Source organism: Micromonospora sp. NBC_01739 (assembly GCF_035920385.1).
Lineage (GTDB): Bacteria > Actinomycetota > Actinomycetes > Mycobacteriales > Micromonosporaceae > Micromonospora.
Window position 1 is genome coordinate 1,024,513 of record NZ_CP109151.1, and the last position, 17,419, is coordinate 1,041,931.

The 17,419-nt window shown below is 70.6% G+C and carries 15 protein-coding genes and 1 pseudogene; 5 read left to right on the top strand and 11 right to left on the bottom strand.

What is annotated here, in order from left to right:
• Window positions 1–13: 13 nt before the first annotated feature.
• From OIE53_RS04540 to OIE53_RS04560, 5 genes and pseudogenes are all read right to left on the bottom strand, one after another.
• Window positions 14–1,090, bottom strand: a complete 1,077-nt coding sequence (locus OIE53_RS04540; protein ID WP_327025298.1) for a DUF2332 domain-containing protein — start codon at window positions 1,088–1,090, stop codon at window positions 14–16.
• Window positions 1,091–1,327: 237 nt separating this feature from the next.
• Window positions 1,328–2,139, bottom strand: a pseudogene (locus OIE53_RS04545) (S8 family peptidase); the annotation flags it as partial.
• A 24-nt stretch (window positions 2,140–2,163) separates the two neighbouring features.
• Window positions 2,164–3,114: a hypothetical protein gene (locus tag OIE53_RS04550; protein WP_327027083.1), complete on the bottom strand. Its 951-nt coding sequence runs from the start codon at window positions 3,112–3,114 to the stop codon at window positions 2,164–2,166.
• A gap of 5 nt (window positions 3,115–3,119) precedes the next feature.
• On the bottom strand, window positions 3,120–4,487 hold the full coding sequence (locus OIE53_RS04555; protein ID WP_327025299.1) for a hypothetical protein: 1,368 nt from the start codon (window positions 4,485–4,487) through the stop codon (window positions 3,120–3,122).
• Window positions 4,484–4,789 (bottom strand): DUF6403 family protein, encoded by a 306-nt coding sequence (locus OIE53_RS04560; protein ID WP_327025300.1) that lies wholly within the window; start codon window positions 4,787–4,789, stop codon window positions 4,484–4,486. Before OIE53_RS04560 ends, OIE53_RS04555 begins: the two co-directional genes overlap by 4 nt.
• Before the next feature lie 373 nt (window positions 4,790–5,162).
• Between OIE53_RS04560 and OIE53_RS04565 the strand changes: the two genes are divergently transcribed.
• Complete coding sequence (locus tag OIE53_RS04565) at window positions 5,163–5,573, top strand: roadblock/LC7 domain-containing protein (RefSeq protein ID WP_327025301.1); 411 nt, start codon at window positions 5,163–5,165, stop codon at window positions 5,571–5,573.
• A gap of 4 nt (window positions 5,574–5,577) precedes the next feature.
• On the opposite strand, the gene OIE53_RS04570 is transcribed toward OIE53_RS04565, so the two are convergent.
• The gene (locus OIE53_RS04570) at window positions 5,578–5,967 is read right to left on the bottom strand and encodes a DUF2267 domain-containing protein (RefSeq protein ID WP_327025302.1); all 390 of its coding nucleotides are present in this window, start codon (window positions 5,965–5,967) and stop codon (window positions 5,578–5,580) included.
• A gap of 186 nt (window positions 5,968–6,153) precedes the next feature.
• On the opposite strand from OIE53_RS04570, the gene OIE53_RS04575 reads away from it, so the two are divergent.
• Complete coding sequence (locus OIE53_RS04575; protein ID WP_327025303.1) at window positions 6,154–8,346, top strand: alpha-glucuronidase; 2,193 nt, start codon at window positions 6,154–6,156, stop codon at window positions 8,344–8,346.
• 52 nt (window positions 8,347–8,398) lie between these two features.
• Here OIE53_RS04575 and OIE53_RS04580 read toward each other — a convergent pair whose 3' ends face one another.
• Window positions 8,399–9,346, bottom strand: coding sequence for a DMT family transporter (locus OIE53_RS04580; protein ID WP_327025304.1), 948 nt, complete (start codon window positions 9,344–9,346; stop codon window positions 8,399–8,401).
• A gap of 81 nt (window positions 9,347–9,427) precedes the next feature.
• Between OIE53_RS04580 and OIE53_RS04585 the strand changes: the two genes are divergently transcribed.
• Entirely contained in the window at window positions 9,428–10,327 is a 900-nt protein-coding gene (locus OIE53_RS04585) for a LysR family transcriptional regulator (RefSeq protein ID WP_327025305.1), read from the top strand.
• Here OIE53_RS04585 and OIE53_RS04590 read toward each other — a convergent pair.
• The 4 genes from OIE53_RS04590 to OIE53_RS04605 form a co-directional block, all read right to left on the bottom strand.
• Window positions 10,324–11,019: a DUF624 domain-containing protein gene (locus OIE53_RS04590; RefSeq protein ID WP_327025306.1), complete on the bottom strand. Its 696-nt coding sequence runs from the start codon at window positions 11,017–11,019 to the stop codon at window positions 10,324–10,326. The genes OIE53_RS04585 and OIE53_RS04590 overlap by 4 nt on opposite strands.
• A gap of 99 nt (window positions 11,020–11,118) precedes the next feature.
• On the bottom strand, window positions 11,119–12,759 hold the full coding sequence (locus tag OIE53_RS04595; RefSeq protein WP_327025307.1) for an ABC transporter substrate-binding protein: 1,641 nt from the start codon (window positions 12,757–12,759) through the stop codon (window positions 11,119–11,121).
• Window positions 12,760–12,803: 44 nt separating this feature from the next.
• Window positions 12,804–13,742: a carbohydrate ABC transporter permease gene (locus OIE53_RS04600; protein ID WP_327025308.1), complete on the bottom strand. Its 939-nt coding sequence runs from the start codon at window positions 13,740–13,742 to the stop codon at window positions 12,804–12,806.
• Window positions 13,739–14,698, bottom strand: a complete 960-nt coding sequence (locus tag OIE53_RS04605) for an ABC transporter permease (protein ID WP_327025309.1) — start codon at window positions 14,696–14,698, stop codon at window positions 13,739–13,741. The genes OIE53_RS04600 and OIE53_RS04605 overlap by 4 nt, the downstream gene beginning before the upstream one ends.
• Window positions 14,699–15,029: 331 nt before the next feature.
• Between OIE53_RS04605 and OIE53_RS04610 the strand changes: the two genes are divergently transcribed.
• The gene (locus OIE53_RS04610) at window positions 15,030–16,061 is read left to right on the top strand and encodes a LacI family DNA-binding transcriptional regulator (RefSeq protein WP_327025310.1); all 1,032 of its coding nucleotides are present in this window, start codon (window positions 15,030–15,032) and stop codon (window positions 16,059–16,061) included.
• Window positions 16,062–16,079: 18 nt separating this feature from the next.
• Window positions 16,080–17,120 (top strand): acetylxylan esterase, encoded by a 1,041-nt coding sequence (locus OIE53_RS04615; protein WP_327025311.1) that lies wholly within the window; start codon window positions 16,080–16,082, stop codon window positions 17,118–17,120.
• Window positions 17,121–17,419 lie beyond the last annotated feature (299 nt).

Genomic DNA, 17,419 nt, shown 5'->3' on the forward strand with positions numbered 1-17,419 from the left:
GCCGCCCTGGGCGTCACCCTTTCCGGTCCTGTGCTCCGAGAATGATCGGCGTGCCCAGCTCGGGTAGCGGCTCCAACCAGGCCAGGTGGCCGTCGGCGACGGCGATGGTCCGGCTACCGGCGGCGTCGGTGGCGGTCAGCCCGATGCCGGCCCGACCGGAGGGCGCGATGCGCTGATCGTCCTCCAGCGCGAGATGCAGCATCGGCCCGCCCGCAGCGAAGGCGGCCACCCCCGCGTCGAAGGCCGGACGGCGGTCGACGGGCACATGGATCCGGGTCGCGGTGTGCACCACCAGACGCGGCAGCCCGGCCGGAAGGCTGGCCGCTACCTCGGCACCGATCTCGGCGACGTCACCGCGTAGCACCCGCGGCGGATCGTCGGCCACCACCCGCATCGCCTCGGCCAGCAGCGCCGCCTGAGGCGCGTTCTCCGGCCACACCAGCGCGCGTAGCCAGGCCCGGTCCCCGGCGTCGGTGAGATCGGGCGGATCGAGATCGACCCCCACGACATCGGCGACGACCGGCAGTCGGGTGAGATCGGGCAGCAGCCGAGCCTCCGGAACCTCCACCCGGACGTGCACCCCCGAGGTAGGGTCGCCGACGGTGCTGTCGCCCACGCTGAAGGCGTACCGGTCGGCGCGCAGGTTCAGACCCGCACTGCACCCCACCTCGACGACGCAGACCGGCGCCCGCGTGACCGCGCGCAGCAGCGCCAACCCCAGCCGGGTCACCAGGGACCGTTGCACCTGGTTGGTCTGCACCAGCCGGGTGGCCAAAATCGCCGAGATCCGGTCGGCGTGCGCCAGGCAGAACCGGGTGAAGACCCGCCCGGTGTCCGCGTCGACCGCCCGGGCCCGCGCCCCGACGACCGACGGGTAGTACGCGGCGAGCGGATCGGTCACGCCGTCCAGCAGCAACTGGTGCACGGCCCCGAACAGGGCAAAGGTCGGCTGCTGCCCCGGCCGGGCACCCGCCGCCAACTCGACCAACGCCGGATCGTCCGCCACCACACCGAGCAGATGCCGGTACAGCGGCGAACTGTCGAACCCACGCGCCGCCCGAAACACCTCCGCCGTCCCCACACCCCCCATTCCCCGGACTCTATCGGACCCCTTAAATGAATCTTGGTACGAAACCGCCCCTCCGAGGGCGCTTGCATACCAAGATCTGCCTGCGGCCCTGTCGAGCTGATGGCGTGGGCGGATCGTGGTGACCGGCCAACCCCGTGGCGTCTCGGATGAGAGCGCAGACGGGTCAGCTCGACAGGGTCGCGACAGGGCTGGCTGGACCGGCCAGGTGGACCGACCGGGTCGCCGCTGCCGGGGTGCCTAGAGGTTGCGCTTGTTGAGCAGGCGGTTCGGGGTGCCGGAGAGGCTGCCGCCGACCACCCCGGCCGCGTGCGGGGTGGCCATCGAGGTGCCGTTCAGGCTCGAGGTGGTGGAGGTGGGGTACGTCGAGACGATCGCCGAGCCGGGAGCGTAGAGGTCGACACACGAGCCGGTGGAGGAGTAGCTGGCCCGGGCGTCGGTGTTGGTGCTGGCGGCGACCACCAGGGCGGCGGTGAGGTTGCGCGGCAGCCGGTCGCACGAGTTGCCGCCGGTGTTGCCGGCCGAGGCGGCCAGGAAGACCCCACTGTTCATCATGTTGGTCAGCGCGGTGGCCAGGGTGGAGCTGTAGGTGTAGTTCCAGGAGGCGTCGGCCACGGCCGGTTTGTTGGCGTTGCGGTCACCCAGTCGACCGCCCCGACCGCGGCGGACAGGGTGCCGCCACCGCCGCAGTTCAGCCACTTCACGCCGTACAGTCGGACGTTCTTGGCCACCCCGTGGCTGGCGCCCCCGATGGTGCCGGCCACGTGCGTGCCGTGGCCGTTGCAGTCGGTGTTGTTGTTGTCGATCGCGTTGTACGCGAAGGTGGCCCGCCCGCCGAAGTCGGGATGGTTGGCCTGGATGCCGCTGTCGATGACGTAGGCGTGCACCCCACTGCCGGTGGAGGTGTAGGTGTAGCTGCGCGACAGCGGCAGGCTGGTCTGGTCGATGCGGTCCAGACCCCAGGAGGGCGGGTTGCTCTGGGTGGCGTCGAGCACGTCGTACTGGATGATGTCGCGTTCGATGCTCAGCACGTCGGCGTTGTGCGACAGCTCGGCGAACATATAAGGCTGTGGATGTTACGAATCGGTGTCGGGTTTGCCGTCCGGTGTCACGAGCTTCCTGCCATGAGCCTGCCGTGCCTCGGTGAGCCCGGCGGCCTGCCGACTGAGCGCCTCTACCTGCTCGCGCAGTCGGCGTACGGCGTCCTCGTCGGCCCCCCGCACCGCCGTGACCTCGTCCAGCAGCCGGGTGTAGTCACTGGCCAGCCGCAGATACTCCGGTTGGGTCTGGATCCGGCGGCCCCCGAGTCGCTGCTCCAGGTCGACGATCTGCTGGGCCAACTCGGCCATGGCCGTGCTCAGGGCGGCCCGCCCGTCGGCGTACTCGGCACGCCGCGCCTGCCGGGCCTCGGCCAGCCGACCGGCCCGGCGCCCGAACAGCCAGAGGGTCGCCGCCCCGGCCAGGACACCCCCGACCGTCGCCCCGGCCAGCAGATAGCGCGGCAACGAGGGGCTGATGACCCGGGCCCCGTCGGGCACCGTGCCGGCCCGTACCAGCAGGTCGTAGTTGAGGGTGACCACCTTCAAGGCTTCCAGCGGCTGGTCGACGAAGAGGTCGACCCCCCGGCTGATCGTCATCTCCATCACCACCGCGCGACCGAAGTCCCGGCTGTCCCGCTGCGGGAAGCGGGAACATCCGTAGGTGTCCCAGTCCTGCTCGGCCCGGCTGATCGCCAGCACCAGGGTGCCGGAGGCGGCCCCCTCGGTCTCCTTGCAGGCCTCCCGCAGATCGTCGCCGGGGGCCATCAGCAGCACGACCAGCCGCCGGTTGCCGATGATCCGCTCCGCGGCGGGCTCGTCCAGGTCGACCCCCGGCGCGACATACACCGAGGAGGCGCGGACCTCCCGGGCGATCCGACCGTCGAAGATCCCACCGGACCACAACGCCCACCCGGCCAGCACCAGAGCGGCCAGCGAGGCAATCCCGAAGGTGCTGCCGAACAGGGTGCGGACACCTCGGCGGAGCATGGGGGTCACGACAACCGTCCCTGGAGGTAGTTGGCCGGTCGGTAGCTGGCGATGCCCACCACCCGGGCGGCCTCGTCCAGTTCGGTCGTCGCCTCGTCGAGCAACTCCCACACATGGCGGGCGGGCAGGCCCTCGTCCAGTGCCTGACGGGCGGCCTGAAGCTTGCCGATGCCTCGGGTCAGCGCCGGATCGCTGCGGGCGTCGGTCAGCAGCGACACCTCGACGGCCAGGGAGGTCAGCCCGGCCAGCCGAGCCGCGTCGGCGCCGTGGCGGGCCCGAGGCGGGCTCCCCAGCACCCCCGAGCGGCGCAGCGAACGGGCCGACAACACCAGGAACCCGGCCACGCAGAGGGTGAAGATCCAGGGCAGGGCCGGCAGGGCCACCCGCAACGGGTCCACCGGCCGGTACGGCAACGGCCGGTCGAACAGACCGGCGTACCGAACGTCCGTCACCTTGCCCAGGTAGACGCCGAGCAGGTTGAGCTGCGGATAGTCGTACCGGCTGAGTCGATCACCGAACTGGGCGTAGAAGCTGCCCGCGGCCAGGTCCGCGAACTCGGCCGCGGCCGGACCGTGGTACTCGATCCACCCGCCGTACAGCACCACGATCGGCTGGTCCGGGACGAGCCGGGTCAACGCCGGACCGTACGCCGGCAACGGCTTCCCGTACGGCTGGGCGGGCAGGGCGACGAACCAGGCCCCGTCCGGGAAGGCGGCCCGCACGGCCTGCTCCGGTACCCCGTCGAGGGTGGCGCCCCGGCCGACGTGCAGCCCTCGGGCGCGCAGGTCGGCCAGGACGGTGGCCACCTCCCGCTCGGAGGGGTCCCGCCACCGCAGGTCGTCGACCTCCGCCGGGGCCGGCACCTCCCGCAACCTGGCGATCAGGGCGATCAGCGCGTCGGTCACATCCCCGGTGGCGAACCGGGCCCGCCATCCGGCCAGGGTGTCCGGGGTGGCCACCAGGCCGCCGCCGCTGACCTGGGTACCGATCACCCGTACGGCGGCGTTGTCGACCTCGCGTACCCGCTCGCGGGCGGCCTCGTCCAGGCCGGGCGGTGCTACCAGGATCCGGATGTCGGCGTCCCCGATCGCCTCGCGTACCCGCTGCTCGTTCCAGCGGGCCACCGCACCGGGCAGCCGCACCACCGCATCGGCGGCCACCAGGGTGGTCATCTCCTGGGTGGAGGGCACGGTGACCTCACCCAACTCCCCGGCCGCGCCCTCCTCGACGCGCACCGGTGAGGAGGGTGACTGGCCGTAGCTGACCTCGACACTCTGCCGCTGGGCCAGCACGAACACCACCAGGATGATCACCGCCAGGGCGAGCAGCACCCACCGCAGCACGTACAGGTTCCGCAGGATCCGGCCGGTCACGACTGGCCCCGCCACAGCCGGTCGGCCTGCCGGGCGTGCTCCGTGGCCGCCTCAGCCGCCGCCGTACCGCCGCGCTCTGCGGCGAGCAGTTCGGCGCGGGCCAGCAGCCGGTCGGCCTCCGGCAGCCGTACGGCCGCAGCGTCCCGGCTGACCGTGGCGCTGTCGATGGCCGCCCGCGCCCTAGACCAGGCCACCCGGGTGGCTCGGGTGCGGTGCCGTAGGCGGGGCAGCAGGGTGGTGACGATCCCGGCGGTCAGCAGCAGTACGCCACCGACCGACCAGATCAGCAGGGATGGTGACATGCGCTCCCACCGTCCGAGGGGTTCGATACGGCTATCTGTCTAACCCAACGGCGCCGGCCCTGCCACGCCAGCCCCCACCCGACGGGGTGAAACGTGGGGTGGCCCACCTGGACCAGGCCGTCCCCACCGAGTGACCCGGGTTCCGCTTGTAGGAGATCTTGGACAGTTACCGTCGAAAATCGGCCGGAAACTGTCCAAGATCTCCTACATTTCGATGCCTTCGGGTGGGGCCGAGCCGGTGGGCAGGGAAGACGGACCATCGGGACGAATCCGTCCGCCCCGGCTGATCCGCAGCGAGTCGGGCGTCGTACGTTAGGAGAACCGAACGACGAACGCACCCTCGGTAGTCGCTGCCGAAAGGAAGGACAGCCCTATGCCCTCTGCCCGGATCGCCGACAACCTGGGCCACGCCCTGAACAGCCTGGTCGACCGGGTGCCGGGGGCACAGTTCGCGGTGGTGCTCTCGCCGGACGGCATCAGGCTGGGGGCCTCCCGGGGCATCGACGGCGAACTGGCCGAGCAGTTGTCCAGCATGGTCTGTGGGCTTCAGGCGTTGGGCACGGCCGCCGCCCGGGTGTGCGGCGAGGGTGAACTGCACCAGGTGGTGATCCAGATGTCCCGGGCCTTCCTGTTCCACGCCACCACCGGCAACGGGGCGATCCTCACCGTCGGTATCGACGGGGACGCCGAGGTGGGCGACATGGCGTACGAGGTGGCCATGTTCGTCGCCCAGGCAGGGGAGTACCTGCCGGTCTACCTGGAACCGGCAGTGGCCGAGGTCTAGCCGGTCACCCGTCGTACGGCGGGACCGGATCGGCCACCTGCCACAGTTCGGCCGGCAGGTGCGCGATCACGTCGTCGTACTCGTCCGCGGTGGTGGCCGTGCGGATGGTGTCCAGCACCGCCTGGATGCCGATCTCGGCCAGTTCCGGGTCGACGTCGGCCCGCCCGCTGACCCGCTCGACGAACACGTCGAGACCGAACCGCTCGGCGGCCTCATGGGGGGCGAAGGTGTACGCCCGCATTCCTTCCGGAAGCTGGTCGGCCAGGTCCCGGGCCTGTCCGCCGTCGATCCGCTCGGCCAGGGTGGTCAGGGTGGCCCGCGCGATGGCGGCCGCCTGTTCGGCCGACGCCCCGGTGCGGCGTGCCACGGAGTCGATGAACTCGTTGTCGTCCACCTCGCCGACCCCCTTCTCGCTGCGGATGTGCCGGGTACCCGCGCAGCAGCCCAGCAAACGGCGCCGCCGCCGACAGCGGCCAGCCCAACGGCGCCCCGCCGACAGCGGCCCAGCGCAAGGCGGCCGTAGGAGCGGATCTTCGGGGAGGACCTTGACGCATCGCGGGATATCGATACGATCTGCGCAATGCGACGGCCCCTCCGCCAGGTGCGGACGAACACCCCTGAGCCGACCGACCTCCACCCCGCATGGCTGCCGCCCGAGGTCTGGGCCGCCATCGGCGCCCGCCGGACCCTGATCTGTGGACAGGGCCTGCTCATCGACACCGTCCAGGCCGAGGTCGAGCAGGCCGCCGACCGGTACGGCGGCACCGCCCGGCGGATCACCGCCGAGGCCGACCTACCCCCGGCGGACCTGGTGCTGGCCCTGGCCGCCGACCTGCCCCGCCCCCGACCCGCGGACCCACCCCCGACCGACTCCAAGGCGACCGTGGCCGAGGCGGCCGAATCCAAGCCAGCCGCCCTCACCCCGACCGACTCCGAGGCGGCTGGGGTGTGGGCGGCGCTCGCCGGCGCCCGGGCGGAACTCGCCACAGCCGAGGCGCTGGGCGCGGAGGACTTCGTGGTGACCCGGCACCACGGGGTGACCGTGGTGGTGGCCGGCGCCCCGGCAGGGCTGCTGTACGGACTCTTCGAGGTGGTCCGGCTGGGGGAGTCCGCCTTCGGCCGGGGACACCGGGTACGGGTGTGTCGTCCGGTCATGGCCCGCCGGATGCTGGATCACTGGGACAACGTCGAGGTGCACCCCGTGATGGGGCAGGTGGAACGCGGCTACGCCGGTGGGTCGATCTTCTGGCGGGAGGGTGGGCCCCGGGGGGACCGGGACCGGGTCACCGCGTACGCCCGGTTGCTGGCGGCCTGTGGGATCAACGCCGTGGCGGTGAACAACGTCAACGTGCACGCCACCGAGGCGCGGCTGCTCACCGAGCGGCTCGACGACGTCGCCGAACTGGCCGACCTGCTGCGCCCGTACGGCATCGGGGTGCACCTGGCGGTGAGCTTCGCCGCCCCGGTCGTCGTCGGTGGCCTGCCCACCGCCGACCCCCTGGACCCGGCGGTACGCGCCTGGTGGGCCGAGACCACCTCGCGGGTGTACGACCGCATCCCGGACTTCGGCGGCTACCTGGTCAAGGCCGACTCGGAGGGCCAGCCGGGTCCGTTCAGCTACGGCCGGGACCACGCCGACGGGGCCAACCTGCTGGCCGAGGCCCTGGCGCCGCACGGCGGGGTGGTGCGCTGGCGGGCCTTCGTCTACAACCACCGGCAGGACTGGCGGGACCGCTCCACCGACCGGGCCCGCGCCGCCCACGACCACTTCGCGCCGCTGGACGGCCGGTTCCGGGACAACGTGATCGTGCAGGTCAAGCACGGGCCGATCGACTTCCAGACCCGGGAGCCGGTCTCCCCGGTGATCGCCGCGATGCCGCACACCCGGTTGGCGGTGGAGTTCCAGGTCACCCAGGAGTACACCGGCCAGCAGCGCCACGTCTGCTACCTGGCCCCCTGGTGGAGCGAGGTCCTGGGGTTCCGGCCCTGGGGCGACCAGGGGGGTACGGTCGCCGAGGTGGCGGCCGGTGGCGGGGGTCTGGTCGCGGTCTCCAATGTGGGCGACGACCGGTTCTGGACCGGGCATCCGCTGGCCCAGGCCAACCTGTACGCCTTTGGCCGGCTCTGCTGGAATCCCGGGCTGCGCCCCCAGGCGGTGCTGGACGAGTGGATCGACCTGACCTTCGCCCCGGACCGATGTGCCGATCCGGACCTGCTGCGGCGCACCCTGCACGAGATCATGGACGACTCCTGGCGCAGCTACGAGCGGTACACCGCCCCGTTGGGGGTGGGCTTCATGGTCCGGCCCGGTCACCACTACGGCCCCGACGTCGACGGGTACGAGTACACCCCCTGGGGCACGTACCACTTCGCCGACCGGGACGGGGTCGGGGTGGACCGGACCCGGGCCACCGGCACCGGCTTCACCGGCCAGTACCCCGCGCCCTGGTCCGAGGTGTACGAGTCGGTCGAGAGCTGCCCCGACGAGCTGCTGCTCTTCTTCCACCACGTGCCCTACGACCACCTGCTGCACAGCGGCAGGACGGTCATCCAGCACATCTACGACACCCACTTCGACGGCGTACGCGAGGTCGAGGCGATGTGCCGGCGCTGGGAGTGGCTGGCCCGGCTGGTCGACCCGGCGGTGCACGCCCGGGTCACCGAGCGGCTCAGGGAACAGTTGCGCTGTGCGCGGGAGTGGCGCGACCAGGTCAACGCCTACTTCCATCGCAAGTCCGGCATCCCCGACGCCCACGGCCGCACCCTGCACTGAGTCCGCGGCGGGAGCGTGTGGTGCTGGCTCCGGTCAGCGACATGGCGGTGGCTCAGCGGCGGGTGGCCAGGACCACTCCGGCCAGGCAGAGGGCGCCGCCGGCCAGGGCCAGGGGTGCCGGCACCTCGCCCAGCAGCATCCAGGACAACCCGACGGTCACCGGCGGGACCAGGTAGGTAGCGGCGGTGGTGCGACCCGCGGTCCAGCGGGACAGCACGTACCCCCAGGTCAGGAAGCCGATCGCGGTCGGGAACACCCCCAGGTACAGCATCCCCAGGGTGGCTCCCTGCGGCGCGGTGGCGAGTTCGTCGAGCAGGGCCGGTGCGAACGGCAGCAGGGCGATCGTGCCGGCCAGGGCCCCCAGCCAGGTCATGGTCACCGCCTCCACCCGGGCCAGCAGCCGCTTCTGAAGCAGTACCCCGAAGGCGTACAACACCGCGGAGAGCGCGGCCAGCGCCACCCCGAGTTGGTCGACGTGCCCGGTGAAGCCGGTGGCGGCGATCAGGGCCACGCCCACGAAGGCGACCGCCACCCCGACACCTAGCCGGCCGGTCAGCCGCTCGCCCAGGACGAGGGTCGCGGCCACCGCCACCAGGATGGGGGCGATCGCCACGAGCAGCGCCGCCGTCCCGGCGTCGACCAGCCGCTCCGCGGCATTCAGAGCCACGTTGTACCCGCCGAACCAGGCTGTTCCCCAGAGTGCTATGAGCCCCAGGGTTGCCCCTCGGGGCCAGCCGGTACGACCACCGGCGGGGCGAGCGCGGCGACCTCGGGCGGTCAGCGCCACGAAGGCGCTCAGCGCTATGGAGGCTGCCAGCATCCGGCCCAGGGCCATGGCTCCGGGGGAGTAGTCGTGCCCGGCGAACCTGATGCCGACGAAGGCCGAGGCCCACAGCAGCACCGTGATCGCGGCGGCGGCGATGACCGGCCAGGACGAGGGCTGGGTGGAGGGTCTCGGGCGCGGACGCTCGGCGGGGGAGGCGGTCTTCAGGCTGGTCATAGGCCGATTCTGGTCCGCTGGACAGTTAAGCACCAGCGACTGTTTCTTCACGACTCTTAAGTTTGCCTATATGGTTGGCGGGTGCTCGATGTCCACCGCCTCCGGATCTTCCGGTCCGTCGTGGCCTCCGGGTCCGTCCAGGCCGCCGCGGCCAACCTGGGCTACACCCCCTCCGCCGTCAGTCAGCACCTGACCGCCCTGCAACGCGAAACCGGCCTGGCCCTGTTCGCCCGAGCCGGCCGGGGGATGCGGCCCACCGCCGCCGGGCACGCCCTCGCCGCCGAGGCGGATCGGCTGCTGGCCCGGGTCGGCGAGGCGGAGTCACTGATCGCGGACCTGCGCGCCGGGCGCACCGGGGTGCTGTCCATCGCCTACTTCGCCTCCGTCGGCGCGGCCTGGATGCCACACGTGGTGCGGCGGATCATCACAGAGCTGCCCGGGGTACGGCTGGACCTGACCCTGCGCGAGGACATCCCGCCCGTCCGGGAGGAGCGCCCCGACCTCCAGTTGGTGGTGGCGCCCGCCGGCTTCGACCCCGGCTCGGGCTTCACCGCCCAGCACCTGGTCGACGATCCGTACGTCGCGGTGCTGCCGGCCGGGCACCGCCTCGCCGGCCGGGCGCAGGTGGAGTTGGCCGAACTGGCCGAGGACCGCTGGGTGGACAACGACTTCGCCCGGGGCTGGTGCCGGGCCAACCTCCTGGAGGCCTGCACCGCGGCGGGCTTCGCCCCGACCTTCGGGGTGGAGGCGCACGACTATCCGACCGCCCTGGCCTTCGTCGAGGCCGGCATCGGCCCGACGGTGCTTCCCGCCCTCGGCGCGGTGCGGCTGCCGCCGGGGGTGACCCGGGTCGGGCTGCTGCGTCCCACCCCGATCCGGTCGATCCACCTGGTGATCCACGACGCGGTGGAGCACACCCCGGCGGTGCGGATCGCCACAGCGGCCCTGCGGGAGGCCGTGGCCGCCGTACCCACCCGCTAGGTGAGGTCTGCGGCGGTGAACTCCTGGCGGATGATGCTGATCATCGGCTCGCCGCCCCGGACCAGGGCCAGCGCCAGCACCGAGGCCAGCGCGGCGAGGGCGGCCTCCGAGGCGACCAGGGTCAGCGCCGTCGCCGCTACCAGCAACAACCCCACCCCGATCACCACCACCGGGGTACGCAGCACGAAGTAGCCGGCCAGCCGGAGCACGTCGCGCAGCCGGAAGGTGAACAGGGAGGTGATCACCAGCGCGTTGATGCCGACCACGGCCACCCCGGCGGCGACCAGCACCAGGGGCACCACCCACCAGCGGGGCAGCCCCACCGCGGTCAGGTTGACCAGGTTGACGGCCAGCAGGGCCAGCCACATCAGCATCGGCACCCACACCAGCAGGGCCCCCAGCAGGTTCACCCGGTAGCCGCGCCAGAACAGTCGGGCCGGGTGCAGTTCGGTGAGGTCCAGGCGCTGGTGGTGCAGGGCGTACAGGGCGGCGGACAGGGCCGGGCCCAGGGGCACCGCGCAGACCGCGACCAGCGGCAGGTTGCTCACATGCCGTTCCAGGGCGAACAACGCGATCAGGCCGGGCGCCGCGCAGACCAGCAGCAGCACCTCGACCACCAGCAGGGTGTAGACCAGCGCGGCCACCCGGGACAGTGGCCCGGCACCGAACTCGCGTCGGTTCGCCGTACTCACGAGATCCCCGAGGGGGATACGGCGAGGGTGGTCGGCATCGGTTCCTCATCCTTCGCGGGGTGCGGGGCCGGTCCGACGAACGCCGGACCGGCCCCCACCTCAGTTGCCCCGGTCGCGGTAGCGCTCGTACGCCTTGTTGACCGTGTCCAGGTAGGCGTCCATGTTCTTGCTCTTCAGCTCGTTGACGTAGGTGTCCCACTGGGCGAGGTCACGCTGGCCCAGGGCGAACTGCAACGTGGCCTGGTAGACGTGGTCCTTGAGCGGGGTCTCCCAGAGCGACACCTGCTCCCGCTCCTCGTCGGTCAGCGGGTACGGCGGCGGCGGCGACTTGGGCGTACGGGCGTTCATCACCTTCTGGAACTCCTGCTCCTCCGGGGAGAAGAACGCCTGCACCAGTTCGGGTTTGCCGCCGTAGGCGAACACCCCGTTGGCGAAGCCGAAGTCCTTCTGCAGGTGCTTGGGGGCCCCCGGGTTGAGGCCGATCATGTCGACCTCCTTGGCCAGGCTCGCCTTGCCGGCGGCGTCCTTGACGTAGGTGGTGCCCTCGACCCCCCACCGGGCGAACATCTGGCCCTCGTCGGAGTACCAGAGCCAGTCGACGAACTGCATCATGGCCACGAAGTTCTTGCTCTCCCGGGCCTTCGAGGAGATCATCATGCCGTTCTCCAGCCGGCTGGACGGGTTGATCTCCCCGGCCGGGCCGACCGGCAGCGGGATCTTCGCGATCTTCGCCTTCGGGTTGGTGGCCGCCAGGTCCGGCCGGTAGTCGTTGACCACGGACTGGGCGTTGGCGCTGATCACGAAGGATTTGCCGTTGGCCAGCTTCTGCCGGGCGCTGTCGTCGGTCTGGGTGAAGCTCTCCGGGTCCAGCAGCTTTTCGGCGACCAGCTTGTTGAGGTACTCCAACAGATGCCGGTAGTGCTCGGTGGCGGCGGTGTACTCGAACTTCTGCGCGCCGGCGTTCCAGCTCACGTGCTGGAAGTTCCAGCCCGCGCCCTCCAGGCCGTGCGACACGGCCAGCAGGTTCAGCAGGTTGCCGGCCGGGTTGGGCTGGCTGAACCGGTCGGAGAACGGGTAGGTGTCCGGGTACTTCGCCTTCATCGCCTTGAGCACGGTGTAGACGTCGTCCCAGGTCTTCGGGATCTCCAGGTTCAGCTCTTCGAGGATGTCGGTGCGGACCGCCAACGAGTAGTCGTGCCAGGGCTTCTCGTGCACCCCGGGCAGCAGGTAGAACTTCCCGTCGGCCTGGCGCAGGGTGTCCAGCTCCGGGTTCAGGTTCCACTTCTCGATCTTGTCCTTGAGGTTGGGCATCAGATCGAGGTAGTCGCTGACCGGCAGGATCGCCCCCGAGGAGACGTAGGCGTGCACGTCCGGCGGGTACGTCTTAGGAATGAGCAGCGGTGCGTCACCGGCCCCGATGAGCAGGCTGCGCTTCTGGTTGTAGTCGCTCAACGGCACCGCGACCGGTTCGAGCGTGACGTTGGTGCGCGCCGTCAGCTCCTTCCAGAACAGCCAGTCGTTCTTCAGCGGGTAGTTCGGGTGGTTGTTGTAGAGGACGGAGAAGGAGAGGGGCTCGCTGGCCTTGAACTGCGTACCGGCGGCGTAGTTCTCCATCGCGCCGACCCGGTTCTCCGACAGGTTCTCCGAGTCGGTGGGATCGTCGCCACAGGCGGTGACGCTGGCTAGGGCGAGTAACGCGACGGTGGCTGCTGCCGCGTGACGCCACGATCTGCGGAACATGGCGGGTCCTTTCGCAGGTGATGGTGCGAGGGTGGGTCGGCTGCTCAGCCCTTCACCGCGCCGAGCATGATGCCGCGGACGAAATACCGCTGGACGAAGGGATAGACCAGCAGGATGGGCAGGGTGGTGAGCACGATCGTCACGGCCTTGAGGGTCGCCTCGGCCTGCACCTCGTTGGCCTCGGAGATGGCGCCGATGTTCTCCGCGCCGGTGGCCCCGGCGATCAGGTTGCGCAGGTAGATGGTGACCGGCCACAACTCCTGCCGGTCCAGGTAGAGGAAGGCCGCGAACCAGGAGTTCCAGAAGGCCACCGCGTAGAACAGCACCATGGTGGCGACGATGGCCTTCGACAACGGCAGCACGATCCGCCACAGGATGCCGTACGTGTTGAGCCCGTCGACCGCGGCGGCCTCCTCCAGGTCGTTCGGCAGGCTCTCGAAGAAGGCCTTCATCACCAGCAGGTTGAACACGTTGATCGCGTTGGGCAGGGCGATGGCCCAGACGCTGTTCTTCAACCCCAGGCTGGTGACCAGCACGTAGTTGGGGATCAGCCCGCCGGTGAAGAACATCGTGAACACCGCGATGCCGATCAGGGCACTGCGTCCCTTGAGGTGCTTCTTGGACAACACGTACGCGTAACAGGTGGTCATCACGATCGAGATCAGGGTGGCGGTGACCGTGTAGAACACCGTGTTGCGGTAGTTGGTCCAGAACATCGAGTCCGACAGCACCAACTCGTACGTCTCCAGGGTGAACCCGCGCGGCACCAGGTTCACCTGCCCGGCGATGATGTACGCCTCATGGCTCATCGACCGGGCCACGATGTTGACGAACGGGTACAGCGTCACCACCACCACGGCGGTCAGGATGATCGCGTTGACCACCTGGAACACCCGGTAGCCACGGCTCTGCTGAATCCCGCGCCGCCGTCGCCCGGGTTCGGGCGCGGGTGCGGTGGCCGGCTTGGCGGCCTCGACGGTCACCACAGGCTCGTCCCCACCGTACGGCGGGCGATCAGGTTCGCCGACAGCACCAGGATCAGCCCGATCACCGCCTCGAACAGCCCGATCGCGGCGGCGTAGCTGAAGTTGCTGGAGGTGAAGCCGACCCGGAACAGGTATGTGGAGATGACGTCGGCGGTCGGATAGGTCAGCGGGTTGTACAGCAGCAGGATCTTCTCGAACCCGACCGCCATGAAGGTGCCGATGTTGAGGATCAGCAGGGTCACCATGGTCGGCCGGATCCCCGGCAGGGTGACATGCCAGGTCTGCCGCCAGCGGTTGGCCCCGTCGATGCGGGCCGCCTCGTACAGGTCGTCGTCGATGGTGGTCAGCGCGGCCAGGTAGAGGATGGTGCCCCAGCCGACGGTCTGCCAGACCTCGGAGGAGACGTAGATGGTGCGGAACCATTCCGGGCGTTGCAGGAAGGGGATCGCCTCCCCGCCGCCCGCCCGGACCAGCTGGTTGATCGTGCCGTCCATGGACAGCAACTGCATGACCATGGCCGCCACGATCACGATGGACAGGAAGTGCGGCAGGTACGACACCGACTGCACGAACCGCTTGAGCCGGCGGGCGCGTACCTCGTTGAGCAGCAGGGCCAGCACGATCGGCAGCGGGAAGCAGAACAGCAGGGTCAGCGTGCCCAACGCCAGGGTGTTGGTGAAGACGTTCCAGAAGGTCGGGTCGTTCAGGAACATCTTGAAGTAGCGCAGGCCCACCCAGTACTCGCCGAACAGGCTGCCGCCGGGCTGGAACCGGCGGAAGGCGATGACGTTGCCGAGCATCGGCAGGTACCGGAAGACCAGGAAGAACAGCAGCGGCAGGATGGCCAGGGAGTACAACTGCCAGTCCCGCCGCAGCGCCCGCCGCCAGGTCCGCCGCCGGGCCGCGCGGGGCAGCCCGGTCGACGGCGGCGCCGCCGAGGCCGGGCTGCTCATCGCCGCGGTCGATCGTCGACGGGTAGCTGAGCTCTCATTGCGCGCCCTCCGGTCGCGTCCGGGGTTGTCCCGACGGCTCGCCCTGCCGCTGTACGGCGCCGCCACAGTCGAAAATTTCGGAAACCCGCTCGTAGTCTGTGTCGGGAACCTAAGTGTGTCGATAAATCGATGTCAAGGGCTGGAAATCCGCCTACCGCACTGGCACTGTGGTGCGGGTAAGCGATTGCCTGCGGTCCTTGGCCGTCGCGCAATCCATCGATCGTTGTCCTCGGTGATCGGTTGGGACATGGTGGGTTCTCCGAAATTCTCGGGGCCGGTGGTAGAGGGGCCGATGACTGAGAACCGCTCGTCGGCGGCGCTCGGCGCCACGACACTCGCGACCATCGCCCAGGAGGTTGGCGTCTCCTCGGCGACGGTGTCCAAGGTCCTCAACGGCCGCTCGGATGTGGCGGCGGCCACCCGGGCCCGGGTGGAGGCGAGCCTGGAACGGCACCGCTACCGCCGCCGGACCCGGCGGGCCGTCGGCGACGGCCAGATCGACCTGGTGTTCCACGAGTTCGGCTCCGACTGGGCGATGGAGATCATCCGGGGGGTCGAGGCGATCACCACGGCGGGCCGGGTGAACGTGGTGCTCTCGCAACTGGACGGCGCCCACCGACCGCCGCAGCCCTGGTTCGACGCGATGCTCGCCCGGCGTCCCCTGGGGGTGCTGCTGGTGATGTGCAATCTGACCGACCAGCAGCGCCGGCAGCTGCGCCGACAGGCCATTCCGGTCGTGGTGGTCGACACCGACAGCGCCAGCGCGGCCTCCGGGCCGACCGTGGGGTCCAACAACTGGAACGGTGGCCTGCTGGCCACCCGCCACCTGCTGGATCTGGGGCATCGCCGGATCGCGATCATCTCCGGTCCGCGGGACGTGCTCTGCGCCCGCGCCCGCACGGCCGGCTACCGCTGCGCCCACGAGGAACTCGGCGTACCGGTCGATCCCGACCTGGTGCGTTCCGGGACCTTCCACCTGGACGCCGGATACACCCACGGCATCGAGCTGCTCAGCCGCCCGGACCGGCCGACCGCGGTCTTCGCCGGCTCCGACCTCCAGGCGCTGGGGGTCCTGCGGGCGGCCCGGCAGCTCGGTCTGGACGTGCCCGGCGACGTCTCCGTGGTCGGCTACGACAACCTGCCGGTCTCCGCCTGGTCCGGCCCGCCCTTGACCACGGTCAACCAACCCCTGCGGGACATGGCCGGCACGGCCACCCAGATGCTGCTCGACCTGGCGCACGGGGTGGCCCTGCCCACCAGCCGCATCGATCTGGTGGCCGAGCTGGTGATTCGGGAGAGCACCGCCCCGCCACCGCGACCCTGACCACAGCTGCGAGGACGGATGTCTCTGTTCGACCTGCCCCTGGACCAACTGCGCCGGTACGCCCCCACCATCACCGAACCGGCGGATCTCGACGACTTCTGGCGTACCACCCTCCAGGCGGCGGAGTCGGTGCCGGTGCTGGTGGAGGTACGCCCGGAGCCGACCGACCTGCGGCTGCTCGACACCTGGGACGTGACCTTCGCCGGTTTCGCCGGTGACCCGGTCCGGGCCTGGTACACCCGTCCGGCCGGGGTGCCGGAGCCACTGCCGGTGGTGATCGAGTACGTCGGCTACGGGCGTGGCCGAGGCACCCCGCACGAGCGGCTGACCTGGCCGGTAGCCGGTTACGCACACCTGCTGATGGACGCCCGGGGCCAGTCCGGCCAGTACGGGGTGGGGGACACGGCCGACCCCCACGGCAAGGCGCCGGGCGGGCCTTCCCCGGTGACCCGGGGCATCCTGTCCCCGCAGGGCTACTACTACCGCCGACTCATCACGGACGCGGTACGCGCCGTCCAGGCGGCCCGGGCCCTGCCCGGGGTGGACCCCGCTCGGGTGGTCGTGGCCGGCAACAGTCAGGGCGGTGGGTTGGCCCTGGCGGTCGCCGGGCTGGCACCGGGGCTGGCCGCCGTCCTGGCCACCGCACCCTTCCTCTGCCACCTCCAGCGGGCCATCGAGATCACCGACGCCAGTCCGTACGGTGAGATCGGCACCTACCTCGCCGTGCACCGGGAGGCCGAGGCGGCCGTACGCCACACCCTGTCCTATGTGGATGCTGCTGGTCTGGTACGACGGGCCACCGCCCCGGTGCACCTGGGTCTGGGGCTGCGAGACCGGGTCTGTCCGCCGAGCACGGTGTTCGCCGCCTATCACCAGTACGGTGTCGCCAACGGCGGGCCGGTGCCGGCGCGCAGCATCCACGTCTACCCGTTCAACGGCCACGAGCACGGGGAGGCGGTGCACCTGCGCCGGCAGCTACGTTGGCTGGCCGAGCTGCTCGGCGACCCGACGCAGCCCGCACCGCCGACCCGGTCCACCCAGCCGGCTGCCGCAGGTTGACCGGTAGCCGGTCAGGATTCCGAAACTTCCGGTCCGCAGCGGTCCGGGTCAATCAGCTGTCCGCTGTGGTTTACTGCCGACCAGGGGTCGGTGCGGCCGGGTCACGTCGATCCCGAGAAGACAGTCGGGCACATTGAGCTTGCGGACGTGTTTCGATACTGTTTTCGATAGAACAGCTCCGATCTACTCACGAGGGCCGGCCGAAGTGCACCGGCCTGCGCGGCATCCGGGCGACCGCGCAGGTGACGGAAGGGTCATCGTGTTGGGCGGTAGTCGGAGCCGGCTTCCCATCAGCACGG

Excerpts from the sequence above, each read along its gene's own strand:
- OIE53_RS04565 (WP_327025301.1), top strand. The coding sequence starts at position 5,163 with ATGCCCTCTGCCCGGATCGCCGACAACCTGGGCCACGCCCTGAACAGC.
- OIE53_RS04595 (WP_327025307.1), bottom strand. The coding sequence starts at position 12,759 with ATGTTCCGCAGATCGTGGCGTCACGCGGCAGCAGCCACCGTCGCGTTA.
- OIE53_RS04605 (WP_327025309.1), bottom strand. The coding sequence starts at position 14,698 with ATGAGCAGCCCGGCCTCGGCGGCGCCGCCGTCGACCGGGCTGCCCCGC.
- OIE53_RS04580 (WP_327025304.1), bottom strand. The coding sequence starts at position 9,346 with ATGACCAGCCTGAAGACCGCCTCCCCCGCCGAGCGTCCGCGCCCGAGA.
- OIE53_RS04540 (WP_327025298.1), bottom strand. The coding sequence starts at position 1,090 with ATGGGGGGTGTGGGGACGGCGGAGGTGTTTCGGGCGGCGCGTGGGTTC.
- OIE53_RS04615 (WP_327025311.1), top strand. The coding sequence starts at position 16,080 with ATGTCTCTGTTCGACCTGCCCCTGGACCAACTGCGCCGGTACGCCCCC.
- OIE53_RS04560 (WP_327025300.1), bottom strand. The coding sequence starts at position 4,789 with ATGTCACCATCCCTGCTGATCTGGTCGGTCGGTGGCGTACTGCTGCTG.
- OIE53_RS04610 (WP_327025310.1), top strand. The coding sequence starts at position 15,030 with ATGACTGAGAACCGCTCGTCGGCGGCGCTCGGCGCCACGACACTCGCG.
- OIE53_RS04550 (WP_327027083.1), bottom strand. The coding sequence starts at position 3,114 with ATGCTCCGCCGAGGTGTCCGCACCCTGTTCGGCAGCACCTTCGGGATT.
- OIE53_RS04575 (WP_327025303.1), top strand. The coding sequence starts at position 6,154 with ATGCGACGGCCCCTCCGCCAGGTGCGGACGAACACCCCTGAGCCGACC.